Raw genomic sequence first — 24,640 nt, 5'->3', positions numbered from 1 at the left:
TTTATGCTCCTCTCTTACGCTTCTTGCTCTGCTGTTTCGTCTTCAATACCTAATTCTTTTTTAATCCAGTCGTAACCTTCAGCTTCTAGACGTTGTGCAAGCTCAGGGCCACCAGATTTAACAATACGACCGTTCATCATAACGTGAACGAAGTCTGGAGTGATGTAGTTTAATAAACGTTGGTAATGCGTAATCATTAGGCAACCGAACTCTTCGCCGCGCATTTGGTTAATACCTTTAGATACAACTTTTAATGCATCGATATCAAGACCTGAGTCGATTTCGTCTAAGATTGCGATTTTTGGCTCAATCATCATTAATTGAAGAATTTCGTTACGTTTTTTCTCTCCACCAGAGAAACCTTCGTTTAAGTAACGTTGTGCCATTTCTGGATCCATTTCTAGGAATTCCATGTTTTTATCTAATGTACGGATAAATTTCATAAGAGAAATTTCATCGCCTTCTTCACGACGTGCGTTAATTGCAGAACGTAAGAAGTCAGCGTTTGTTACTCCGCTAATTTCACTTGGATATTGCATTGCTAGGAATAGACCCGCTTGTGCGCGCTCGTCTACTTCCATTTCTAATACATCTTCACCGTCGATGATGATGCTACCTTCTGTTACTTCATACTTTGGGTGACCCATAATTGCAGAAGATAAAGTTGATTTACCTGTTCCGTTAGGTCCCATAATTGCGTGGATTTCTCCACCTTTTACTTCAAGGTTTACACCCTTTAAAATTTCTTTGCCGTCAATTGATACGTGTAAGTCTTTAACCGTTAATGTAGAACCAGCCATCTCAATACCTCCATTAATCCTATATATACATTTTAAAAATTCCTAAAACGTTCATATTCTCATTTTATTCTCATTCTAATTTTATATCAAATAAAATGATATCGCAAACGACGAAAAAAAGTAACCGTTTTTTCACAAATGTATATAAGTATTTCCTTTTCACCTTTATATGATACACCTTTCTTCTTATTTATATAAAGAAAAAAGGACCGGTAAATTCCCAGTCCTTTCCTTATAATTATTCACTTATCGGAAGTACAGCACCTTTATATTCTTTATTAATAAAGTCTTGAATTTCTTTTGAATGCAATACTTCTACTAATTCTTTAATTTCTTTTTTCTTCTCGTCACCTTTACGAACTGCAATGATGTTTGCATACGGAGAGTCTGATCCTTCAATCGCAATTGCATCCTTCGTTGGATTTAATTTTGCATCAATTGCATAGTTCGAATTAATAAATAAAGCATCTCCCTCATTATTTTCATACAGCTTTGGTGACAATCCAGGCTCTACATCTGTTTTAAACTTTAAGTTTTTCGGATTTTCTACAACATCTTTTACTGTCGCTTTAACAACATCTACACCGTCTTTTAATTTAATAACGCCGCCTTTTTGTAACAATGCGAGCATACGGCCACGCTCCGCTACGTTATTACTCATAATAACTGTTCCGCCATCTGGCAATTCTTTTAAACTTTTATATTTCTTAGAATAAATCCCCATTGGCTCTAAATGGATTTTTCCTGCGTTTACAATTTTATATCCCTTTTCTTGAATTTCTTTATCTAAGTAAGGAATGTGTTGGAAGTAGTTCGCATCAATTTCCTTATCCGCTAACGCTTTATTTGGCAGTACATAATCCTGGAACTTTTTAATCTCTAACTTAATGCCTTTTTTCTCTAAGATTGGCTGTGCTTTCTCCAAAATAACAGCGTGCGGCACGTTAGAAGCTCCAACAACAAGCTTATTCTCTTCTTTCCCTCCGCAAGCAGCTAATGTAAATACAGACAGCGCTGTAACAACTGACAATAGAATCTTTCTCATATGATGTCCCCTTCTCCCCTATAGTTATGTAGTTATAAAAAAGGCTGGCATACACCAGCCCTTTTCAGCAATTATTCTTTTACAGGAACAACTGCCCCTTTATATTCTTTATTAATGAAGTCTTCAATTTCTTTAGAATGTAATACTTCTACAAGAGCTTTAATCTCTTTCTTATCTTTATCGCCTTTACGAACAGCTACTATGTTTGCGTACGGTGAATCATTTCCTTCAATTGCAATTGCATCTTTTTCCGGATTTAACTTTGCATCAATTGCATAGTTAGAGTTAATTAAAACAGCGTCGCCTTCTTTATTGTTATACACTTGTGGCAATAAACCAGGCTCGATATCCGTTTTGAATTTTAGATTTTTCGGATTATCTGCAATATCTTTTGGAGTTGCTTTAACTGGATCTACCCCATCTTTAACTTTTAAAATACCTTCTTTTTGTAAAATTGCTAAACCACGTCCATGGTCAGCAACAGAATTACTCATAATAATTGTCGCTCCGTCCGGAAGTTCTTTTAAGCTCTTATATTTTTGAGAATATACACCAATTGGCTCTAAATGAATTTTCCCTGCTACTTCAAAGTCATACTTTTTATCTTTAATTTCTTTTTCTAAATACGGAATGTGCTGGAAGTAGTTTGCATCTAAATCCTTATCCGCTAACGATTTATTTGGCAACACGTAATCTTGGAATTTTTTCACTTCTAATTCAATTCCTTTTTTCTCAAGTAACGGTTTTGCCTTTTCTAAAATTTCAGCGTGCGGTACGTTAGAAGCACCAACAACAAGCTTCTTTTCATCTTTATCTTTCCCGCCACAAGCAGCTAAGCCAAAAATTGAAGTTGAAATAAGTGCCGTAAGTAATAATTTTTTCATTTGAAACATCCTCCCGTTTTTTATTATCGTTTATCTATTCGAGTCGTTAAACTATCACCAATCCACTGAATTAAAAATACAACTAGTAATACACAAATTGTCGCAACGATTGTTACATCGTTATTTCCTCTTTGGAATCCTTCTAAGTAAGCAAGTGTTCCAAGGCCACCAGCACCAACAACTCCCGCCATTGCTGTATATCCTACTAAAGCAATTGTCGTAACCGTAATACCAGATACTAATGCTGGTAACGATTCTGGAATTAACACTTTCAAAATAATTGTGCTTGTTTTTGCTCCCATTGCTTTTGAAGCTTCAATTACACCTTTATCAATTTCGCGAAGTGCGATTTCAACCATTCTCGCGTAGAATGGTGCCGCTCCAATAATTAAAGCCGGCAGCGCTGCACTTGCTCCAAGAATTGTTCCAAGAAGAATCTTTGTGAATGGGATTAATAAAATAATTAAAATGATGAACGGTATAGAACGGAATATATTTACGAATGCTCCAATCACCGTATTAATTGATTTGTTTTCCCATAAATTATCTTTCGCTGTCATGAAGAGTAACAATCCTAAAATTAGTCCTAAAACAAATGTCGCAAGAGCTGCGATTGCCGTCATATATAACGTTTCACCCGTTGCTTCTAACATTTGATTCCAATCAACATTTGCGAGTAACTTATCCATGTGCAATCACCTCCAGCTCTACTTGATCTTGATGAATTCCTTCTATTGCTTGCTGGATCGCTGTTTCCTCACCATTTAAATGAACAACTAAACTACCGTAAGAACCGTTATTCGTTTGTGCGATATTTCCTTGCAAAATGCTAACTTCTATATCACTGCGTTGCATCAATCGTTGAAGCACTGGTCTTTCTACAGCCTCACCAATAAACTGCAAACGAATTACTTTTCCATCTGGATATTTTTCAATTAAACTTTCAATCGTTTCATTTGTATCTTCAGAATCTGTTAACTGCTGTACAAATCGTTTCGTAATATCTTGCTTCGGATTACGGAATACATCAAGTACTGGACCCGTTTCTACAATCTTTCCTCTCTCCATTACCGCCACTCGATTACAAATCTTTCGAATTACGTGCATCTCATGTGTAATGAGTACAATTGTTAAACCAAGGCGCTTATTAATGTCTAATAGTAAATCCAAAATTTGATCTGTCGTTTCTGGATCAAGAGCCGACGTTGCTTCATCACATAAAAGTACTTGTGGGTTGTTAGCTAATGCTCTTGCAATCCCAACGCGTTGTTTTTGTCCCCCGCTCAGCTGAGATGGGTACGCGTCTCCTCTTCCTTCTAATCCGACAAGATGAATTAATTCATCAACACGTTTTCTTCTCTTCGTTTTATCAACACCTGCAATTTCAAGTGGAAACTCAATATTTTCACGTACAGTTCGTGACCAAAGTAAGTTGAAGTGTTGAAAAATCATTCCGATTTCTTGCCTTGCCTTACGAAGTTCACTTCCTGTAATTGTTGATATAACACGATCCGCAATTGTAATTTGGCCAGAAGTCGGTTTTTCTAACTGATTAAACAATCTGATTAAAGAACTTTTCCCAGCGCCGCTATATCCGATAACACCAAATATTTCGCCTTTTTCTATTTTTAAATTGGCGTTATCTACAGCAGTGACATCACCGCTTTTTGCTTTATATATTTTCTTTACATTCTCTAATAGAATCATGATGTATCACCCCTTTTTTTGTTTAGGTCGACTCCGCAATTTTTTATGTTTAATGCGTGTAGTCCACCGTTATCACTACTTTTATTGTTTGAATGTCCTCCACATTCAAACAATAAAAAAACCTTTCTGCTTTAGAGAAGCAGAAAGGTTTATGTGCGTATATAACAACATTATCCCTCTCTCTCATCTCTCAAAGCATTTGCTTTGCAGGAATTGGCACCATTTCAACATAAGTTGACGGTTGCCGGGCTTCACAGGGCACAGTCCCTCCACCTCTCTTGATAAGAGAAATCAGATTCAATTTTCGTCTGATTTGTAATTTATGAAATTGTCTATATTTTATGAATTGAATTGTATCAATATCCAAACACCATGTCAACAGAAATTTTCGCAAAAAATGAACCTTCAGAATTTTAAGCACCTACTGACATCGGTTTACATATATGAAACATCGATTCGACTAATAGCATCGTTCGATACGTTCCCGAATATTGTACACGTCCATCGTTCATTAACATTTGCAATCGTACATTTCCATTAACCAATTGTTCTATATCCTTTTCGTCTAAGCAAATGATTTGTTCCGTTCCTCTTTCCTCATGTACCAGCTCTATATAATCTCTTGAAATTTGTAACGAACAACTTTCATCTCCCAAACGGAAATTAACAGTTTTTTCCTCTCGTCTTAAAAGCGGCTCTAAATGATATTGACCATTAGCGTAATTTACAAATGATTGAAGCAAAGAATATAATCTCACCCTAAATCACATCCTTCATATCACTTTCTATTACATACCATTCCCTCTCACTAAAGAGCAATCCTGTTATTTTCGCTCGACAAATACTGTATCCATCCTGCATCTCGACATATTTCCCAAGAAATATGTCGAGGCGGCAAAAATTTTGCCGCCTACTTTAATTCCGTATATAAATATTCAACCGAATGAAATGCGTATATCTTCTTCATCAGTGTCCCATTTTCAAAAACAAGTAAACAAGGTACACTTTCAATCCCATACTCTTTTGCTAAATGTGGAGCATAATTTAAATCTAACATCCCAATTTTCAACTCTTCAATTGTCATCTCAACGACTGTTAACATCTTTTTTGCTAATTGGCATGTTCCACACATTGGAGTATATACATATAACACTGTTTTTTCTTCGTTCTCTATTAGGGATGTAGCTTCGGCTCCTGTCCAATCAATCACTTCTATCATTCCTTACCGTAAATATTCTGTATAAACGTCAATGTCGGCTCCCCATAATACATTTGCTAAGTGTGTAGATGGCGCAGTTGCCACTTCTCGGTACGAGCGATCAATATAGATATGCTCGGCTTGCGGAAATTCTTTTCGAAATTGTTTCCTTAACTTTTCTCCAGCATCATCAGCATCTACTAGCACATACACTTCCTTATCAAAAAACTGATCAACGAGCTCATCCATTTTCGATAAACCAATTGTACCATTTGTACAAACAATTTCCACCGGTTCACGAATAATAGATTCAATCTTTCTTCTATCTGATGTACCTTCTACAATAATGACTTTTTCTACATAAATCATATGTCATCACCCGATCACCATATACTATATAACCTTGAACTTAGTATATAGTATATTCGTTATTTTCATGTTGTTTCCTGTTTATTTTTGCAAAAGAAAAGCGAAACCGACTGTTTAGCCCTGTTGGCTAAGGTTCTTCCGTACAGAAGACGCTTTTTGTCTTCTCGTGCGGAAGGTTCTTAGACATGAAGGGCTAGCCGCTGGAGATGGACAATGAAAAGCGCAAGCGGCTCGTTTAGATTGTGAGGGGGATGGAGCTTCTGACGTAGAGGCGCTTTTTGCCTTGTAGGAAGAAGCGAAGCCACCGAACAATCTAGTCGCTGGAGCTAGACAACGAAAAACAAAAACGGCTAAACCTGCATAAAGATTAAACGAAAATTTTTTTCAAAAAACGTTCTCCTACACGATAATTAGTATATGATTCTACATTCATTATTTTACATAAAATAAAAAAGGACAGCACAAAGGCTGTCCTTTAGTCGACTATAATTAGTCTTGGTTTGTCATTTCTGCATATTTTTCTGCAGTTAATAACTTCTCAACTTGGCTTGCATCAGAAAGTTCAACTTTAACCATCCATGCACCCTCGTATGGAGATTCGTTAACAAGTTCTGGTTGGTCACTTAATTCTTCGTTTACTGCTACAACTTTACCGCTTACAGGTGCGTATAACTCAGAAACTGTTTTAACAGATTCTACGCTTCCGAATGGCTCGTCAGCTTCGATTGTTGCACCTACTTCAGGAAGTTCAACGAATACGATATCGCCTAGCTCACCTTGTGCAAAGTGAGTGATACCGATAACAACTTCATTACCTTCAGTTTTTACCCATTCGTGTTCTTCAGAGTAACGTAAATTATTTGGAATGCTCATGACTGTACCTCCAGTGAATGTATTAATTATGTAAAAATACCTTATTGGTACTTTTTCCACACACTTTCAAACTGCTCTTCGTTAAAACCAAGTGTTACATTCGTTCCATCTGTTACAATTGGACGTTTAATCAACATGCCATCAGATGCTAAAAGCTCGTACATTTCGTCTTCGCTTGCATCTTTCAACTTATCTTTCAGACCAAGTTCACGGTAACGCATTCCACTTGTATTAAAGAATTTTTTTAATGGTAATTCACTTTTTTCATGTAAATTACGTAAATCTTCTTTTGATGGTGGATTTTCAACAATATGAATCATCTCATATGCTACATCGTTTGCCTCAAACCATTTCTTTGCCTTTTGACATGTGCCACACTTTGGATATGAATAAAATGTTACTGTCATAAATTCACCTACTTTTTTACTAACCTTTACCTTTATCATATAGAAAACGTTTTATTATTTCAAACCATTATTCGCTAAACTTTTACTTATTTCGTGATAATTTTTAATAATCCTGCGAATTTTTCTTATTTTTCCGCCATTTGTTAAGAAAAAAATAAATATATAAATTTTTTAGATTCTGCACCAAACATATATCTTAAACAAGCGTTTGATTAATTCTCCATTTTTCTTCGTTAACCTTTGAACTACATGAGTTTCTTTCTACCGAACATACAGCTTAAACAAACGTTTGATTAATTCTCCATTTTTCTTTCTTAACCCTTAAGTTACATCGGTTTCTTCCTACCGAACATACAGCTTAAACAAACGTTTATTTAAAAAAATAAGAAGCCTCTTTTGCAGGCTCCTTCATCATCTATTCAAATAATCTGCAATTGTTTGAAATACTACGATATACATATTATGAATACTTTCTTCTGTGTTTCCACCATTTGATAAACCAATTGCCCATTGTTGCCCTTCACCACTTCCGATATTCGCAAAACCTTGCGTATACATCGCATTTACATCTTTTCGTGCACTGTTATACTCTATCCCTTTTGTAATAAAAATTGAATATAATTTATCTTGTAAACCGATAAAAAATACTGGTTTCTTTAGCGATGAAAATACATTTTTATACTGCTCTGTTGAGGCTTCTTGAAAGTGATCTTTCATTATTAGAAAACCATCCACTTCCTTAGATTTCTTTTCCAGTGCCTCTAACTTCATTTCCTCAAACTTTACATTCCTAAACGTATCTTTCGGCTTTTCTCCAACAACTCCAATTACGAGTGCTCTTCCGTTATATTCTAATTTCTCTCCTTCTTTATCCTTTGCACACCCAGCACCGACTAGGCATATCAATATAAAAAATAAGAAATACGATAAACGCTTCATTTAGCACCCTCCCCCTTCTTTTTAGTCAAGTGACAAAAACGTAAGGTTAATTCAAGAAAATGTAAGTAAAATCGATAGCCCAATTCACGTTTCTATATTATAATCAATTGAATTTACTTACATTACTAAACATAGGAGATCAACATGAAGAAATTTAAACTTTCATCTTTTCTTCCGTTAAGTTATATACTTCTACTCGTACTCGTAAGTCCCCTTTACGACGTATTAAATAAATCGACTGTTCACGCAGTAGACGTTACAACTGTAGTAGATGATTGGATTCCATTTGTAAAAGCATTTATTATTCCTTATTTACTTTGGTTTCCATACTTATACGGCGCACTTATTTATTACTGCTTCGCTGACCGAAAGCAATATTATGTCACTTTAAGTAGTGTTATTTTTGGAAAGCTTGCTTGTTTTTCTATTTATTATTTTTGGCAAACAACTGTACCGCGTCCGACTGTCGTTGGAACAGATGTATTTTCTGAACTAGTTCGCTATATTTATAGTATCGATCAACCGGTAAACTGTTTCCCTAGCATTCACGTTCTTACTACATTTGTAATTATGTTAGCTGCCTTTAAGCGTAGAGAACAACATGCTTTTGAATATTACATCCTTACTTTCTTCGGTACACTTATTATTTTATCAACGCTATTTACGAAGCAGCATGCCTTTTTAGATGCCGTTTCTGGAATGACACTTGCAAGCATACTATACTTCGGCGTTCAGCTCTTATTAGCAAAAGAACCAATAAAAGTTCCAGTAAAACAAAATCATAAAATGTAACATAAAAAAGCAGACTGTGGCTCAGTCTGCTTTTATCTATTATTAAGGAGATTTTCAATTTAAGATTGCGGTACAGTCATATCACCAGAGTGAATACGACCTGCTTTTTTAAGAGCAATGTAAAGTATATAAGAAACAGCTACTGGAATGATGATATAAGTGATTACCATCGCTGGGACAACTTCCCATCCTTCGCTAGAAATTAAATTAATTGGTGCGATAAGAGAACTTAATCCAAGACCTGCAATTTCCTTTCCTGCTTCCAGTTGGAAAATTAATGCGGATACTGGACCAACTATAGCACTGGCGACGACAGTTGGGACGAGAATCATTGGATTTTTAGTGATATTTGGTAACTGTACTTTCGGAGTACAAAGTGCTTGAGCTAATATGCCACCTAAATTGTTTTCTTTCGCTGAGATAACAGAGAATCCGATAAACTGAGCAACGCAGCCTGCAAGAGCAGCACCACCTGCAACACCGTCTAAGCTAAGTGCGATCGCTAACGCAGCTGATGAAGCTGGAGAGATAAGTAATAATCCCCAAACTACTGCAATGACGATAGAAGCGATAAACGGGCTACCAGCTGAGCTATCTTTAATAAATGCTCCAACTGTATTTAAAACAGGAGTAATATTATGAGATAACCAAATACCTACTAAACCAGAACCTAATATTGCCGCAAATGGAACGAGCATCATATCTAACGCAGTTTTTCCGCTTAAACGTTTACCAATATATACAGCTAAAGTTGCTGTTAATAAAGCACCGATTGGCTCACCTGTTTTAATAATTAGACCTGCTTCAGTAATTGAAATGGATCCGGCACCAATTGCTCCAGCCACCATAGCCGAGAAGATTACAAGGCCATTTGCACCGAGCATAAAAGCAATTCCGGCACCAATTGCTGGTGCCATAAGTGATTTTGCAACAACTCCGATTGTAATAAGTAATGGTATATCAACAATTCTTCCTATATTTTCGATCAGTAAACCAATTCCGAGGGATACGAAAATACCTTGTGCGATTCCAGCAGATGCTTTAAATACACGAGACATTATATATTCCTTCATTTGTTTCACCTTCTTCTATAAGTTAGTAACCAATTGTTTTCATATAATCACGTAAAATATCGTTTGATTTTGCGAATCGAGATTCTTCATCCTCTGTTAAATTGAGTTCTACAACTTCTCTTATACCGTCTCTAGTAATAATAGCTGGTACTCCTGTACAAATATCATATTCACCATACTCACCATCTAAAATGGCTGATACAGCAATGACACGGTGATCATCATTAAAGATTGAACTCGCAATATATGCTAGAGAATTTCCGATTCCGTAATAAGTAGTTCCTTTTCGCTTATAAATTTCCCATCCGGCTTTTGCAGTCTTCTCAACAATTTCATCTAAATCTATTTCACCAAATCGTTCTTTTTGTTCTTCTAAAATTTGCAGAATTGGCTTTCCACCAACAGTTACGTGAGACCAAGCAACCATTTGAGAATCACCATGTTCTCCTAATGAATACCCATGAATACTACGAGGGTCTACATGTAGCATTTCAGATAAAATTGTTCTTAAGCGAGAAGAATCTAGTGATGTACCAGTACCGATTACGCGATTTCTAGGTAATCCAGATAATTTCCAAACTTGATATGTAATAATATCAACTGGGTTCGATGCAAGTAAGAAAATACCATCAAATCCACTTTCCATTACGCCACCAACAACACTTTCCATAATCTTCGCACTCGCTCCTAAAGTATCTAAGCGACTTTGCCCTGGTTTTGGTGCTGGTCCTGCTGTAATAATGACAATGTCCATATCTTTGCAGTCTTCATAGCTTCCTGCATATACTTTTGTTCTTGTATTTGTAAAGTTAATGCAATGTGATAAATCCATTGCTTCCCCAACTGCACGTTCATGATTTATATCAATTAATAATAGCTCTTCGCAAATCCCTTGATTTACAATGGAATACGCACAACTTGATCCAACTAATCCAGTACCGATAATTGCAATTTTTCTTGTATGTCTTTTCATAGCAATCTCTCCTAATTGATCATATAATCTATTTCTTTTGTTCTTTACATTCTTAATTATAGAGGTTCCCACGATAGAAACCATGGATACTTTGTGAAATATTGAACAAAGTTTTTGTCCTTTTTGTGAATTGTTATATTCCATTTTCGTCATATTTGTTACAACTGGAAAAATATTTATTATGTATTTATTGACATACAAAAAATAAAACGAGCGAATTCATTTTCGCTCGTTTTTTCATCCTATTATTCTGCACTTAACTGACTTTTCAATTGCTGCACAATCATCGGATTCGCAGGTGCTGCTGGTTTATAATAACTCTTTTGCTTTGCGTACTCATACATATTACGTTGACGCATTTCATCTTGATTACGAATTTGGATTAACGTTTGATGTAACTGTTCATTATCAGACTGAGAAATATAATTTGCATAACTTGTTAAACTTGCATTTAATCCTGCTAAATAATCATTTACCATATCTTTTTCATTCATCTTTCTCTTCCTCCTATCCTAGGAAAGTCATTAATTGCTGTTTCGTATTTCTTGCATCTTGCGCATCTTTTTGTAGCATTTGTTTCAGTTGTGGATCTGTACACGTCTGTGCATACTGCTCCAACTTGTTAATAATTGTTGCGTGTCCACCAATTAAATGACGTAAGTTTTCTACTTCAAGCTCTGTTAAATTTTGCATGGAATACTCCTACCTTTCTTCTTTCATTCTTCTTTAGTATTCTGTTTTTTTCAAATCGTATTCATTAAAAAGTCTGCTAAATAATCATTTAACTAAAAAGAGCCTCTAAACGATTAGAGGCTCTTTCTACTTAAATTCCTTTCCGCTTCTTCAATCGCCCGTTGCATTTGTATTAACGGATTTTCAATCATTTTCCCATGTCCTGTCGCCAATAAAGACGGCTTATACTCCAGCAATTTCTGCGCGCTTGCTAATGAAACTTCTGCATCCCACGTACCAAACATAGGAAACGGGAAAAGCCACTTCAACTGTCCTGCTACCGCTAATCCTCCTCTCGTTTGAAATGCATCTCCAACAATGAGTGCATCATTTCTTGTGTCTAAAAACGCCATTGATCCCGGTGTATGACCTGGAGCTCCAGTCGCTACAAGAGAACCAACTTTATCTCCCTCTTGAAGAAGAATATCTGGAATCGTATTTATCTGTTTTGACACTCCCACTTTTATTGGTGTATTTCGTTCTCCCTCTTGCAGTACCTTATCTCCTTCAAGTAAACATGCATCTCTTTTTGAAATATAGACCGGAACATCCGGCAGCACTTGTTTTATAACATCAAGCGCTCCTACATGGTCATCATGCGCATGTGTAATAACGATATTCGTAATCGGTTTTCCTATTTTCCGAGCTGATTGTAAAATCTTCTTTGCACAAAACGGTAAAGCCGCATCAATTAAAGTTAATCCTGTCTCTTCTTCAACGAAGTAACAGTTAATTGGAAATAGACGCGGTAAAAATGCGATTTGATGAACTGTTCCTACACTTATTACCTTCATCTTCTTTACCTCCATAAAAAAGAGCTGTTTACACATACATATGTAAAACAGCTTTATTCAAGAATTCAGCAATAAAAAACCAGTAGCCAATCGGCTACTGGTTCTCTTTCATCTATTAAACTGTATAACGCTCATCTTCTAAAATTTTCACAGCAATTTCACGTTTCTTCGGAATTACGTTAAGTGGTGTGTGGCGAGTTAATTTACGTAATGATGATAACATCATGCGCAGCATGTCGCCGTTTTCAACTGCGATAAGTGTTTCTTTCGCATCTGCTTCGATTTCGTTGAATGCTTCTTGGCAGAATACTTCAGTGTATAACACTTTTTGTTTATTCTTTTCAAGACCAGTTGTTTTAATTGCTTTTTCTGTACGAAGAACAGCTGATTCCATTGCATATAGGTTACTTACGATGTCAGCGATATTCACAAGAATTTCTTGCTCTTTATCTAATGCTTTACCGTATTTTTGAGCCGCTAATCCAGCTACCATTAAACCAATTTTCTTCGCATTAGTTACTAAATACTTTTGAAGTGCTAATGGCTCATCGCCTACTTCTTCTGGCATCATCATCATTAACTCTTCTTGTAATTTTTGTGCTTTTTGAAGAAGTGGTAATTCACCTTTCATCGCTTTACGTAAGAACGTACCTGGTACGATTAGGCGGTTAATTTCATTCGTTCCTTCGAAAATACGGTTAATACGAGAATCGCGGTACATTCTTTCAATCTCGTACTCTGCCATAAATCCGTAACCACCGTGAATTTGAACACCTTCATCTACTGTATAATCTAGTACTTCAGAACCGAATACTTTATTTAAAGAGCACTCGATTGCATATTCAGCGATAGAAGCTGCTACTGCTTTACCGTCTTTTACTTCTTCTTCAGATAATGTGCTCATGCGGCTTTCGAATAAACCTACTGTACGATATACAGAGCTTTCAGCTGCATATGTTTTTGCTGCCATATTCGCAAGTTTCTCTTGAATTAATGGGAAGCGAGCGATTGGTTGCTTGAACTGTTGACGTTGGTTTGCATATTGTGCTGAAATTTCTACTGCACGTTTCGCAGATCCAACTGTACCAACACCTAATTTATAACGGCCGATATTTAAAATGTTGAAAGCGATAATATGACCTTTACCGATTTCACCAAGTAAGTTTTCTTTCGGTACTAATGCATCTTCTAAAATTAACGTACGAGTTGAAGAACATTTAATACCCATTTTCTTTTCTTCTGGGCTTGTAGATACGCCAGCATATTCTTTCTCTACGATAAATGCTGAGAAGTGCTCTCCATCAATTTTTGCATACACGATAAATACGTCAGCGAATGCAGAGTTTGTAATCCATTGTTTTTCACCATTTAATACATAATGTGTACCTTCTGCATTTAAACGTGCAGTTGTTTTTGCACCTAATGCGTCAGATCCTGAACCTGGCTCTGTTAATGCGTATGCAGCTAATTTCTCACCAGTTGCAAGTAATGGTAAATACTTTTTCTTTTGCTCTTCGTTACCGAATAATACGATTGGTAACGACCCGATACCTACGTGAGCACCGTGAGTAATTGCAAAGCCGCCAGCGCGAGAGAATTTCTCTGCGATTAACGCTGAGCTTACTTTATCAAGACCAATCCCGCCGTACTCTTCTGGTACGTCAGCGCCTAATAAACCAAGCTCCCCAGCTTCTTTTAAAAGACGAACAGAACGATCAAACTCATGTTGTTCTAAATATTCAAGCTCTGGAAGAACTTCATTTACGATAAAGTCCTCTGTCGTTTTTGCAATCATTTTATGCTCAGATGAAAAATCTTCTGGCGTAAACACTTGATCAATCGTAATCTCATCAACTAAAAAGCTACCGCCTTTAACCGCATTTCCTACTGTTTTTTCCATGAAAATTTCCTCCTTCATATTTTCATGAGCCGCTTCTCTCTTTTTGAAAGAAGCTGGCTCTCAATTTTATTTTTTATAAACCTTGGTTGCTTCCATTCTTTGCTTTAGCGTCGTCTCGTTCTGAGCGAACCGCTTGCACTTTTTTTATAATCCAGTTCCAGTGGCTAGAACAGTCGGTCGTTTCACCCCTTCCTGTGAGGCAAAAAGCACCTCTTCGTCAAGGCTTCCAACGCCCTCCTGTTCTGAGCGAGCCACCTGCACTTTTTATCTAATCCAGTTCCAGCGGCTAGAATGTTCGGTGGCTTCGCTTCTTCCTACGAGGTAAAGAGCGCCTCTACGTCTGAAGCTCCATCCCCCTCCTGTTCTAAACGAGCCACCTGCACTTTTTAAAGTAATTCAAATACTCCCGCTGCTCCCATTCCGCCGCCGATACACATTGTTACGATACCGAATTGTTCGTTGCGGCGTTTCATTTCGTGAATAAGAGATAGTGTTAGTTTTGCTCCTGTACAGCCAAGTGGATGTCCAAGTGCGATTGCACCACCGTTTACGTTTACTTTTTCTTCATCTAAACCAAGTTCACGAATAACTTGAATTGATTGAGAAGCGAATGCTTCATTTAGTTCGAATAAGCCAATATCAGATAGCTCTAAGCCAGCTAGTTTTAATGCTTTTGGAATTGCAGCGATTGGGCCGATTCCCATTACTTCTGGTGGTACGCCAGCTACTGCAAATGAACGGAATTTCGCAAGCGGCTTCATGCCATCGCTCACTGCTTTTTCACGATCCATTAATAGTACAGATGCTGCACCGTCACTCATTTGTGAAGAGTTACCAGCTGTTACAGAACCGCGAACGTTAAATGCTGGACGTAATTTACCTAAAATGTCTAGCGACGTTTCTGCTCTCACACCTTCGTCTTGTGCGAAAATGATTGTTTCTTCTTGCAGTTTATTGTTTGATCCAACAGTACGTAACGTCACATCTACAGATACTGTTTCATCAGCGAAGTTACCTGCCGCTAATGCTTTCGCAGCGCGTTGATGACTTCTTACTGCAAATGCATCTTGCTCTTCACGAGAAATTCCATATTTCACAGCAACTTGCTCTGCTGTATGTCCCATACCCATATAATATTCTGGAGCTGCTTCTACAAGGCGACTATTCGGACGAACAACGTGTCCCATCATTGGAACTAAACTCATTGATTCTGCCCCGCCTGATAATACAGCTTCAGAGTGACCAAGCATAATACGCTCTGCTCCGTAAGCGATACTTTGTAAACCTGAAGAACAGTAGCGGTTAATCGTAATAGCTGGAACATCGTAAGAAAGTCCTGCTAATCCGCCGATATTACGAGCCATATTTAAACCTTGCTCTGCTTCTGGCATCGCACAACCGAAAATTAAATCATCGATTGGTCCTTCATAATTTGCACGCTTTAACGTTTCCTTTACTACTAATGCCCCTAGATCGTCAGGACGAACTGTTTTTAATGAACCCCTCTTTGCTTTTCCAATTGGTGTTCTTGCTCCCGCAACAATGACAGCTTCTCTCATGAACGATATCTCCCCTCGTTATTAGTTACGTAATGGCTTTCCTTTTACAAGCATGTGCTGCATTCTTGCTTGTGATTTCATCTCACTTACTAAGCTAATAAATGCTTCACGTTCTACATCTAATAAATACTGCTCATCAACTTCTGTTCCGTACGGCACTTTTCCGCCCGCGATGACATATGCAAGTTTCTTCGCAATGTGAAGATCATGTTCAGAAATGTAACCTGATAAATGCATTGCTTCTGCACCAAGTACAAGAGTTGCATATCCTGTTTCACCAACAACTGGTATCTTTTTACGAATCGGCGCTTTATAGCCAGCTTCATATAAAGCAAGTGCTTTTTGTTTCGCATCATATAGTAAGTGATCACCATTCACACTAATACCGTCTTTATCGCCTAAGAAGTTGTTCGATACAGCTTCTTGTGCTGATGTAGAAACTTTCGCCATCGCTACAGATTCGAACACTTTATTCGCAACTTTTTGCAGATCAAACTCTACACCATTTGGCATTTTATTTAAGTGTTTAATGTATAGCTCTTTATTACCGCCTCCGCCAGGGATTAAGCCAACACCAACTTCTACTAAGCCCATATACGTTTCACTAGAAGCTTGAATGCTAGCTGCTGGTAAGCAAACTTCTGTACCTCCGCCAAGCGTCATACCGTATGGTGCTGCTACAACTGGCTTAGAAGAGTACTTAATTTTCGTCATTGCATCTTGGAAGTTTTTCACAACCAACTCAATTTCAAAGTAATTGTCGTCTTGTGCTTCCATTAAGATCATTGCTAGGTTCGCACCAACGCAGAAGTTCTTCGATTGGTTACCGATAACAAGACCTTTATAATTCTTTTCTACTTCATCAACAGCGTAGTTAATCATTTGCGTAATATCCATACCGATTGCATTGCTCTTCGAATGGAACTCTAAGCAAAGGATGCCGTCGCCTAAATCAATTAAGCTCGCTCCGCTATTTTTCTTTAATACACCATTTTTCGCTTTTAATTGCTTAAGAGAAATTGCTTTTTTATTACGCTCGATTCGCTTATATTCGCCATTATCGTAATAGTAGCTATCGCCGTTATCATGTTTATAGAAAGTAGTGAAACCTTTCTCTAACATTTCTTTCACCCAAGTAGGAACAACTACGCCGTTTTCTTCCATCTTTTGAACAGATTTTTCAACACCAATTGCATCCCACACTTCAAATGGCCCTTGCTCCCAGCCGAAGCCCCACTTCATCGCTTGGTCAATTGCAACGATATCGTCAGCAATCTCTTTATGAAGTTTTGCAGAGTATAAAAGAGTTGGTGTAATGATGTTCCATAACAACTCTCCTGCACGGTCTTTCGCGTATACAAGCGCTTTCAATTTATTCGCTAATCCTTTTTCTTGTTTACTTAACTCTACGGATGCAGCTTTTAATTTTTTACGCGCTTCGTATTCCATCGTTTCAGGATTTAATTCTAAAATTTCTTTTCCTTGTTTTAAGAAGAAGCCTTGACCCGTTTTACTTCCAAGCCATTTTTTCTCAAGCATGTCATGCATGAAAGCTGGTACTTTAAATACATCACGCTCTTCTTCTTGTACGTTTTCATATACGTTATTTGCAACGTGTACGAATGTATCTAAACCGACAACATCTAATGTACGGAACGTCGCGCTCTTCGGACGACCAATAAGTGGGCCTGTTACAGAATCAACTTCCCCAATGCTATAGCCGCGTTTTATCATCTCTTGAAGAGTTACTAATAAACCGTACGTACCGATGCGGTTTCCAATAAAGTTTGGTGTGTCTTTTGCGATAACAACGCCTTTTCCAAGAACGTCTTCGCCAAATAGTTTCATGAAGCTTAATACTTGTGGATCTGTTTCTTTCGTCGGTATTACCTCTAGAAGTTTTAAATATCGTGGTGGGTTAAAAAAGTGTGTGCCTAAGAAGTGTTTCTGGAAGTCGTCTGAACGACCTTCTGCCATTTTTTCAACTGAGATGCCTGACGTATTCGAGCTTACAATAGAACCCGGTTTACGAACAGCGTCTACTTTTTCAAATAATTTCTTTTTAATATCTAAGTTTTCAACTACTACTTCAATAATCCAATCTACATCAGCTAGACGCTCAAGATCATCTTCTAAGTTACCTGCTTCAATCAGTGCTAAATTTCCTTTCACTGTCAGAGGAGCTGGTTTTTGCTTTAATAATTTTTGCACAGCCGTATTACTAAAACGATTTCTCACACTTTTATGTTCTAATGTAAGTCCCTTCGCTTCCTCTTCTTTTGTTAGCGCAGGTGGTACAATATCAAGCAATAATGTCGGAATACCAATATTAGCTAAGTGTGCCGCAATCCCTGAACCCATTACGCCTGAACCTAGAACAGCAGCCTTTTTAATTTGGAACATCCAATTCTCCCCCTATTCTTGAATGAATGCTCATTCAATTTTTCGACATAAGTCGCAATCAATGAGTGAGCCTCTACTAATAAATATATGATACTGTTCAAATTTTCGCAATATATTTATTAATAAAATTTTCTGAAATAAATATTTTTCTTTCATTTGGCTATGCTATACATGTGTATTTTCTTTGTTTAAATGCACTTTTCCTTTTTATAATCTGACGAAACTGGAGGAATATATATGGCAAAACTTAAGAAGAACCCTTCTAAGGCTGGAATTAGTGCAGCTAGTGTAACTGGAAATGCAGGTCCGCATAATCACGGTGTTGAAAAAGGACGCCAAGGTAATAATCAACAATATAAGAAGCATAATATGGGCGAAAAATAACGCTATATTTTTGGGCAGAGAACGTGGCATAATGATTAATGGCTGCTTTTTCTGCCCAATTTATTTGTACATATGGAAAACAAAAGAGGGAACGATGATGAAACGAACAATAGTTATGATTGTAATGATTGCTACACTATTTACAGGGATGATTTTCTTCTCTTATGCACAGAGGCAACAAGCTGTAAGAGCTGATCAACCTAAGATTACTGGGCAATATGGCGTTACAATCGATGCAGACACAGGTGAAATTTTGTATGGGAAACGCGAAGACGAACGTTCTTATCCGGCTAGTATAGCCAAAATGATGACAACCCTTCTTTTACTAGAGAATGTAAAAGAAGATGAAGAAATTACAGTTACAGAAAACGCAATTAAAACAGAAAGTCAAAGTAAGAAAATTAAACTTCGTGCTGGGGAAAAATTAAAGCGTGATGAGGCATTAAAACTTATGCTTATCATTAGTGCAGATCCAATAGCTGAATCAATTGCAGAACATATCGCAGGATCAAAAAATGAATTTGTGAAGATGATGAATGCTAGAGCGAAGGAACTTGGTACAAAGCATGCGACTTTCAAGAATGCAAGTGGTGCTGATGCAATTGGGAATAAAGTATCACCATATGACATTGCTATTATTACGAAAGAAGCATTAAAGTATCCAGTTGTTTTAGAATATATGAATTCAACACGTACAACTCTACATACTTCAGAACGCTCTCCAAACATCGCAAACTATGGACGAGAAGAACTATATGACGATCCATATGCGATTGGAAGTAAAAGTGGTCTATCAGCACTTGGCAAATATACAGTCGTAACAGTCGATGAAAAAGACGGTAAACGCGTCATTAACGTCGTATTATCTTCTACTCGCGCGCAACTATATCCTGATACGAAGAAAATGGCACATTATGCATTTCAGCAATTAAAATAACCAAGGAGTATTTTCTCCTTGGTTATTTTTTTACCATACCTTTTAATACGAACGCAACGTTTGCTGGACGCTCTGCTAGACGACGCATGAAGTAGCCATACCAGTCGTTTCCATAAGGTACGTAAACACGCATTTTGTAACCTTCTTTTACTAGCTCAAGTTGACGCTCATTACGAATACCATATAACATTTGGAATTCAAATTGATCCCTTGGAATGTTGTGTTCTTCAGCAAGTTTTTTTGTATATTCAATAATCGCTTCATCATGTGAAGCAATTGCAGTATAATTTCCATTTAATAAGTGCATTTTAATAATTTTTTTATAATTGTCATCTACATCTTTCTTATCCGGGAACGCCACTTCTTCAGGTTCTTTATAAGCACCTTTTACAAGACGTAAATTAGGATTATAAGCATTTAAATCTTCAATATCTTTTTCTGTACGATATAGGTAAGCTTGAATAACAGTACCAATATTATCGTATTCAGATTTTAATTGTTTAAAGATATCAATTGTTTTACCACAGCGTGTATAGTCTTCCATATCAATGGTAACGAACACACCATTTTCTTTTGCAGCTTCTAAAATACGGCGCATATTGTTCATTACGATTTCATCAGAGATATCTAATCCCATAGAAGTCATCTTTAAAGAAAGCTGCGAATCAAGACCTTCTCTTCCAATTGCACGGATCGCTTCAATCGATTGGTTAGCCATTTCATTTGCTTCCGCTTCATTATCAACGAATTCACCTAAATAATCGATTGTTACACAAAGACCTTGCTTATTTAATGCCTGAATGGCAGCTGTCGCTAATTCAATCGTCTCCCCTGCGACGAAGCGACCTGCACCAAAGCGTAAACCGTACTTTTTAGCCAGTTTTGTTAGCGCTTTATTTTTAGATAAGAAAAGAAACGAATTTCGCATTAATTGTTCCATGTAATTCACCCCTATGACTGTAATTTATCTGTTTTTTACCCCTCTTCAAAATTATATCACTGTTTAAAATTATTGGATACAAATAATTATTTAGATAATTTATAAAATACTATAAAAACATTTAAAAACCTATATTCTCGCATGCAAATATGAAGGGAATATTTTTCGACATTTAGAAAAAACGGGTTTACTAGGGCAAAAATAGGCATACCGAAAATATTCGACATGCCTATAAAACCCTTAATATTCCATGTAAATTATATAAGGATATTAATAAGAAAAACTTAAAGTAGCATCACCTAAGTTTTTTAATTCTCATTTCGCTTCTCTTCATTCAGCCTTTTAATATCCGTAATTAACTGCACCATCTCTTCTTTCGCATCTGGATAAGTTTCATTCCAATGCTTCACTAAAGCTGGCATCGTCTTCGCTATGTAAGAATAAAGTGCCCACTTCTTTACCTGTTCTTTTCGCTCTTCATTACTCTCGCCAAGTAACAGCTCAGTGTATTTCTCTAGTAAACCGTCAAACTGCTCGTTAAACTTTTCACTCATTTTATTTACCTCCTATATGAAAAAAGCAGCGAAGATCGCTGCTTTTTCTTATAATTTTGATCGGACAGAGTTTAATTTTTTCTCCATTGTGCTTACTTTATCACGACGATCATCAATACGAATCGTTGTTGCAACACGCTGTGCACCTTTCGTATATGGAACTTCATGCATTTGTTGAATTACTTCTAGAATGACAGGAAGATCTCCTTCAATAATTGTATTCATCGGTGTTAATTGATACTTCACGCGATCCGCATTTTTCTCTAGCACCTTTTGTACTTCTGCTACATATTCACTAACACTTGGATTACCTGTTCCTACCGGAATAATCGATACGTCAACAATTGCCATAGTAGTCTTCCTCCTATAATCGCTTCTTATATATCCATTGTCTATTTTACCGAAATCCTCATCATTTTACTAATATGTTACTCTTCCACTTTAAACTGCTCAACTAATCTTTCTAAATCTTTCATATGCTCTGTCAAACTTTCCATCGTGTGGGCTACCTTTTCTAGATGATTAACCTGTGATTCCGTTGCAGCATGTACCTCTTCAGAAACAGCTGCACTTTCTTGACTCGTACCAGCAATTGTATGCATTACCGCTGTAATTTCTCCTTGCTCGTAACCTATGTTATGTACCTCTTCTACAATTTTTTCAACTGAAGTACTAATCGTATTTACAACTGACATAATTGTGCGGAACTCCATTTTTGCCTCTGTCGTCACTTTATTTTGCACATCTGCAATGTCTTTCAATTTACTTACAACTTCTACAACCCTTTTTACTTCTAATTGCACATCACCAATCATCGTTGTGATTTCTCCTGTTGCCTCTTTTGATTGTTCCGCTAATTTCCGAACCTCTTCAGCAACAACCGCAAATCCCTTACCTTGCTCACCTGCACGGGCAGCTTCAATCGAGGCATTTAAAGCAAGTAAATTTGTTTGATCCGAAATACCTTTTATAAGCTCAACAACATTTTGAATCGATCCAACTCTTTGTTCTAACTTATCCGATGCTTCTTCTGTATGAACAACAATCGAAGATGATTGTCCCCTCGTACGGACTAAGTTCCTCATTGTATTTAATCCTTGCTTAGATGCCTCTTCCGCTTTGCCAGTCACTCCTTTTATTTCACCAACGGAGCTATTCATTTGTTCCACTGACTCTGCCATATTCTCGAGCTGAGCTGAAACTTCATCCACACTATTCGCAAGAGTAGAAGCTCCCCCGCTCACATCATCCATTGCTCCGGAAACTTCTCTACTAGCCGCTACTGTTTCGTTCGTTAAATAATGTAAACTATTCGTTGATTGTTGCACTGTTGATACGCTGTTTTTAATTTTACTTACCATTTCATTCATTTGTTCAACCATATCATTAAAGTGCTTCGTCAACTCTCCAACTTCATCTTTACTTGTCACCTTCATTCGCAGCGTTAAATCCCCTTCTGCTACTTTTTGAACGTGATTCTTTAATAATTGCAGTGGTCTTGCTAATCTTCTTGAGAACAAGTAGGAAGCTACGATTCCAACTAATAAACTAATACACGCCATCATAATGACTGTATTTCTCGTACTATTTAATAGCCCATCGATCGTTTCTTTCGGATAAAAGATTCCTATCGTCCATTTCATCGTATCAAATGATTGACTATAAACAACTACATCTTCACCTTTTATTGTAGTGACCGCATATTTTGTTACCTCTTTATTTAAGCTCTTTATAAGTGGCTCTTTAGAAACATCTTTCCCTATCTTTTCTGGATAAACAAGAGCCATATTTTTATCATTTATAATAAACATTTCTCCGTCATTATTATATTGAATATTGTGAAGCAACTTCTGAATCGTCCCAAGCGATACATCCATCGCAACAACGCCTAATACAGATCCATCTTGAGCTGTAATTGCTTTAGAAACACCTACACTTAACTTTCCTGTTGCAATTTCATAAGAAGGTTGTCCCCAATGGACCTTTTTTACATCAGCCTCTGAATCTTTATACCATGGTCTTGTCGTTGGATCATATCCTTCTGGCACTTGCCCACCTTCAGCAAGATTGGCACTTAATGTTTTTTTATCTTTCGTACCAATATATAAATCTAAAATACCAGGATGATTCTTTTTATACTCCGCAAACTCTTTCGTTAAAAACGCTTCCTCTTCTGGAGTAACCCCACCTTGAAGCATATTACGAATCATCTCACTGTTCGCGTAATACCCCATATCTTCATCCGTTCTTTGAACAAATGTCGTAAGTTGCTCTGTCACAAGATCCATCGCATTTTGAGAATACTCGTCTAAGGAACGCACTTCCTTTTCTTTCTGTAATTGATACACAGCTGTACCCAATATTACGAACATCATAGAAATAAGTACTGAAAACACTACCGCAATTTTTAAACGTAAACTTCTTAACATCTTCCCCCCAGCATCCCCTTCGCATTAAATTGAAATATTATTAATCATTATATTAAGTATAATAGATAAAATTAAAAAATTGAAATTAATTCTCACCTTAATACAATTAGAAAACGGACTACCACTTGTGCAAAAACAAATAGTTCATTATCCTTAAAATATAATCTCATTCGTTCGGAGGGAACTATGTTACAAAAATTCGGTTTCTCACAATATGAAAGCCAAGCTTATGAAGTTGTCGTATCAAGCAATGAACCATTAGATGCTACAACAATTGTGAAGCATTCAGGTGTTCCAAAAGCAAAAATATATGAAGTACTAGCACGCCTAATCGATAAAGGAATGGTAATGGATTCTGTTTCAGAAAAGAAAAAATTGTATACAGCATTACCACTAAAGCTAGCAATTGAAAAATTAACGACAGAATTTCAATCAAATATTAAGGAACTGGAAACAAATATATCAAAAAAATCATTTACAGATGACCGTGTTTGGAGCTTAAAGATGCAATCTTCTATTCGAGTTCAAAGTAAAGAACTCATTGAAAGTGCAAAAGAATCAATCCGTATTTCAGCTTGGAATGATACTCTTTTAGAATATCTTCCTTTACTAGAACAAAAAGCAAAACAAGGTGTTCAAATTGAATCCCTTATTGTTGGAGAAGTAGAAACAGACTTAGAAAACATGCATTTTCTAATCCCAGCTGAAGAGCCTAATGCATTAGAGCGCTACTTGCTACTCATCGTTGACGATCGTGAAATTTTATTTGCTGGCGTAGAACAAGAGTCATGGCAAGCGATGAAAACAATGTCACAACCTTTCGTAAAGTTCTTTACAGAATTTTTCTATCACGACGTTGCACTTGCAAAGATTACTCAAAAACACCATGATCTCTTTATGGAAGATGAGGAAATTAAGAGTTTGTTGATGAAGTTAAGATACTAATTA

General features: G+C 36.8%; 27 protein-coding genes and 1 riboswitch. Of the genes, 4 read left to right on the top strand and 23 right to left on the bottom strand.

Going from position 1 to position 24,640, the window contains the following annotated elements:
* Nucleotides 1–14 precede the first annotated feature (14 nt).
* The 11 genes from sufC to MHI28_RS21600 all read right to left on the bottom strand — a co-directional run bounded on the left by sufC (nucleotide 15) and on the right by MHI28_RS21600 (nucleotide 8,222).
* On the bottom strand, nucleotides 15–800 hold the full coding sequence (gene sufC / locus MHI28_RS21650; protein WP_000929162.1) for a Fe-S cluster assembly ATPase SufC: 786 nt from the start codon (nucleotides 798–800) through the stop codon (nucleotides 15–17).
* A 238-nt stretch (nucleotides 801–1,038) separates the two neighbouring features.
* Nucleotides 1,039–1,845: a methionine ABC transporter substrate-binding lipoprotein MetQ gene (gene metQ / locus MHI28_RS21645; protein ID WP_001226751.1), complete on the bottom strand. Its 807-nt coding sequence runs from the start codon at nucleotides 1,843–1,845 to the stop codon at nucleotides 1,039–1,041.
* Between the two features lie 71 nt (nucleotides 1,846–1,916).
* On the bottom strand, nucleotides 1,917–2,729 hold the full coding sequence (gene metQ, locus MHI28_RS21640; protein WP_000735090.1) for a methionine ABC transporter substrate-binding lipoprotein MetQ: 813 nt from the start codon (nucleotides 2,727–2,729) through the stop codon (nucleotides 1,917–1,919).
* Nucleotides 2,730–2,752: 23 nt separating this feature from the next.
* Nucleotides 2,753–3,418: a methionine ABC transporter permease gene (locus MHI28_RS21635; RefSeq protein WP_000359401.1), complete on the bottom strand. Its 666-nt coding sequence runs from the start codon at nucleotides 3,416–3,418 to the stop codon at nucleotides 2,753–2,755.
* Nucleotides 3,411–4,436, bottom strand: a complete 1,026-nt coding sequence (locus MHI28_RS21630; RefSeq protein WP_000601771.1) for a methionine ABC transporter ATP-binding protein — start codon at nucleotides 4,434–4,436, stop codon at nucleotides 3,411–3,413. Before MHI28_RS21630 ends, MHI28_RS21635 begins: the two co-directional genes overlap by 8 nt.
* A 180-nt stretch (nucleotides 4,437–4,616) precedes the next feature.
* Nucleotides 4,617–4,724, bottom strand: a riboswitch (SAM riboswitch).
* 125 nt (nucleotides 4,725–4,849) lie between these two features.
* Nucleotides 4,850–5,194 (bottom strand): hypothetical protein, encoded by a 345-nt coding sequence (locus MHI28_RS21625; RefSeq protein WP_001242143.1) that lies wholly within the window; start codon nucleotides 5,192–5,194, stop codon nucleotides 4,850–4,852.
* Between the two features lie 152 nt (nucleotides 5,195–5,346).
* Nucleotides 5,347–5,655 carry a thioredoxin family protein gene (locus tag MHI28_RS21620; protein WP_003280640.1) on the bottom strand — a complete coding sequence of 103 codons (309 nt, stop codon included), beginning with the start codon at nucleotides 5,653–5,655 and terminating at the stop codon, nucleotides 5,347–5,349.
* A 3-nt stretch (nucleotides 5,656–5,658) separates the two neighbouring features.
* A complete protein-coding gene (locus MHI28_RS21615; RefSeq protein ID WP_000640870.1) occupies nucleotides 5,659–6,003 on the bottom strand; it encodes a toprim domain-containing protein in 345 nt (114 codons plus the stop codon).
* A 489-nt stretch (nucleotides 6,004–6,492) separates the two neighbouring features.
* Nucleotides 6,493–6,876 (bottom strand): glycine cleavage system protein GcvH, encoded by a 384-nt coding sequence (gene gcvH / locus MHI28_RS21610; RefSeq protein ID WP_000026896.1) that lies wholly within the window; start codon nucleotides 6,874–6,876, stop codon nucleotides 6,493–6,495.
* A gap of 41 nt (nucleotides 6,877–6,917) precedes the next feature.
* Nucleotides 6,918–7,283, bottom strand: coding sequence for an arsenate reductase family protein (locus MHI28_RS21605; RefSeq protein ID WP_000218968.1), 366 nt, complete (start codon nucleotides 7,281–7,283; stop codon nucleotides 6,918–6,920).
* A gap of 411 nt (nucleotides 7,284–7,694) precedes the next feature.
* On the bottom strand, nucleotides 7,695–8,222 hold the full coding sequence (locus MHI28_RS21600; protein WP_000826875.1) for a hypothetical protein: 528 nt from the start codon (nucleotides 8,220–8,222) through the stop codon (nucleotides 7,695–7,697).
* A 144-nt stretch (nucleotides 8,223–8,366) separates the two neighbouring features.
* Between MHI28_RS21600 and MHI28_RS21595 the strand changes: the two genes are divergently transcribed.
* Nucleotides 8,367–9,014: a phosphatase PAP2 family protein gene (locus tag MHI28_RS21595; protein ID WP_000713769.1), complete on the top strand. Its 648-nt coding sequence runs from the start codon at nucleotides 8,367–8,369 to the stop codon at nucleotides 9,012–9,014.
* Nucleotides 9,015–9,073: 59 nt separating this feature from the next.
* Here MHI28_RS21595 and MHI28_RS21590 read toward each other — a convergent pair whose 3' ends face one another.
* The 8 genes from MHI28_RS21590 to MHI28_RS21555 form a co-directional block, all read right to left on the bottom strand.
* Nucleotides 9,074–10,087 (bottom strand): PTS transporter subunit IIC, encoded by a 1,014-nt coding sequence (locus MHI28_RS21590; RefSeq protein ID WP_000666176.1) that lies wholly within the window; start codon nucleotides 10,085–10,087, stop codon nucleotides 9,074–9,076.
* A 22-nt stretch (nucleotides 10,088–10,109) separates the two neighbouring features.
* A complete protein-coding gene (locus MHI28_RS21585; RefSeq protein WP_000820660.1) occupies nucleotides 10,110–11,060 on the bottom strand; it encodes an L-lactate dehydrogenase in 951 nt (316 codons plus the stop codon).
* Nucleotides 11,061–11,305: 245 nt separating this feature from the next.
* On the bottom strand, nucleotides 11,306–11,554 hold the full coding sequence (locus tag MHI28_RS21580; RefSeq protein ID WP_001002992.1) for a spore coat protein: 249 nt from the start codon (nucleotides 11,552–11,554) through the stop codon (nucleotides 11,306–11,308).
* 13 nt (nucleotides 11,555–11,567) lie between these two features.
* Nucleotides 11,568–11,753 (bottom strand): hypothetical protein, encoded by a 186-nt coding sequence (locus MHI28_RS21575; protein ID WP_001180555.1) that lies wholly within the window; start codon nucleotides 11,751–11,753, stop codon nucleotides 11,568–11,570.
* Nucleotides 11,754–11,866: 113 nt separating this feature from the next.
* Nucleotides 11,867–12,586 carry an MBL fold metallo-hydrolase gene (locus MHI28_RS21570; RefSeq protein ID WP_000864825.1) on the bottom strand — a complete coding sequence of 240 codons (720 nt, stop codon included), beginning with the start codon at nucleotides 12,584–12,586 and terminating at the stop codon, nucleotides 11,867–11,869.
* Between the two features lie 115 nt (nucleotides 12,587–12,701).
* Nucleotides 12,702–14,486: an acyl-CoA dehydrogenase family protein gene (locus tag MHI28_RS21565; RefSeq protein WP_000416288.1), complete on the bottom strand. Its 1,785-nt coding sequence runs from the start codon at nucleotides 14,484–14,486 to the stop codon at nucleotides 12,702–12,704.
* Nucleotides 14,487–14,872: 386 nt separating this feature from the next.
* A complete protein-coding gene (locus MHI28_RS21560; RefSeq protein WP_001206339.1) occupies nucleotides 14,873–16,045 on the bottom strand; it encodes an acetyl-CoA C-acetyltransferase in 1,173 nt (390 codons plus the stop codon).
* Between the two features lie 21 nt (nucleotides 16,046–16,066).
* A complete protein-coding gene (locus tag MHI28_RS21555; RefSeq protein ID WP_000486371.1) occupies nucleotides 16,067–18,448 on the bottom strand; it encodes a 3-hydroxyacyl-CoA dehydrogenase/enoyl-CoA hydratase family protein in 2,382 nt (793 codons plus the stop codon).
* A 237-nt stretch (nucleotides 18,449–18,685) separates the two neighbouring features.
* Here MHI28_RS21555 and MHI28_RS21550 point away from each other — a divergent pair, with 237 nt between their 5' ends.
* Nucleotides 18,686–18,832: a YuzL family protein gene (locus MHI28_RS21550; RefSeq protein ID WP_001096344.1), complete on the top strand. Its 147-nt coding sequence runs from the start codon at nucleotides 18,686–18,688 to the stop codon at nucleotides 18,830–18,832.
* 97 nt (nucleotides 18,833–18,929) lie between these two features.
* Complete coding sequence (locus MHI28_RS21545) at nucleotides 18,930–19,769, top strand: D-alanyl-D-alanine carboxypeptidase family protein (RefSeq protein WP_000831456.1); 840 nt, start codon at nucleotides 18,930–18,932, stop codon at nucleotides 19,767–19,769.
* A gap of 22 nt (nucleotides 19,770–19,791) precedes the next feature.
* On the opposite strand, the gene MHI28_RS21540 is transcribed toward MHI28_RS21545, so the two are convergent.
* The 4 genes from MHI28_RS21540 to MHI28_RS21525 all read right to left on the bottom strand — a co-directional run bounded on the left by MHI28_RS21540 (nucleotide 19,792) and on the right by MHI28_RS21525 (nucleotide 23,692).
* Complete coding sequence (locus MHI28_RS21540; protein ID WP_000436780.1) at nucleotides 19,792–20,709, bottom strand: proline dehydrogenase family protein; 918 nt, start codon at nucleotides 20,707–20,709, stop codon at nucleotides 19,792–19,794.
* Between the two features lie 308 nt (nucleotides 20,710–21,017).
* Nucleotides 21,018–21,263 (bottom strand): YusU family protein, encoded by a 246-nt coding sequence (locus tag MHI28_RS21535; RefSeq protein ID WP_001290589.1) that lies wholly within the window; start codon nucleotides 21,261–21,263, stop codon nucleotides 21,018–21,020.
* Nucleotides 21,264–21,311: 48 nt separating this feature from the next.
* On the bottom strand, nucleotides 21,312–21,614 hold the full coding sequence (locus MHI28_RS21530; RefSeq protein WP_001018860.1) for an MTH1187 family thiamine-binding protein: 303 nt from the start codon (nucleotides 21,612–21,614) through the stop codon (nucleotides 21,312–21,314).
* 77 nt (nucleotides 21,615–21,691) lie between these two features.
* Nucleotides 21,692–23,692: a methyl-accepting chemotaxis protein gene (locus tag MHI28_RS21525; protein WP_340828293.1), complete on the bottom strand. Its 2,001-nt coding sequence runs from the start codon at nucleotides 23,690–23,692 to the stop codon at nucleotides 21,692–21,694.
* A 186-nt stretch (nucleotides 23,693–23,878) separates the two neighbouring features.
* On the opposite strand from MHI28_RS21525, the gene MHI28_RS21520 reads away from it, so the two are divergent.
* Nucleotides 23,879–24,637, top strand: coding sequence for a TrmB family transcriptional regulator (locus MHI28_RS21520; protein WP_000939479.1), 759 nt, complete (start codon nucleotides 23,879–23,881; stop codon nucleotides 24,635–24,637).
* The last annotated feature ends 3 nt before the right edge of the window (nucleotides 24,638–24,640 follow it).

The sequence above is a fragment of the Bacillus sp. FSL K6-0268 genome (genome assembly GCF_038005425.1).
GTDB classification, from domain to species: Bacteria; Bacillota; Bacilli; order Bacillales; family Bacillaceae_G; genus Bacillus_A; species Bacillus_A thuringiensis_S.
The sequence above is the reverse complement of the archived record's forward strand: the minus strand, read 5'-3'. Positions and strand labels throughout refer to the sequence as shown.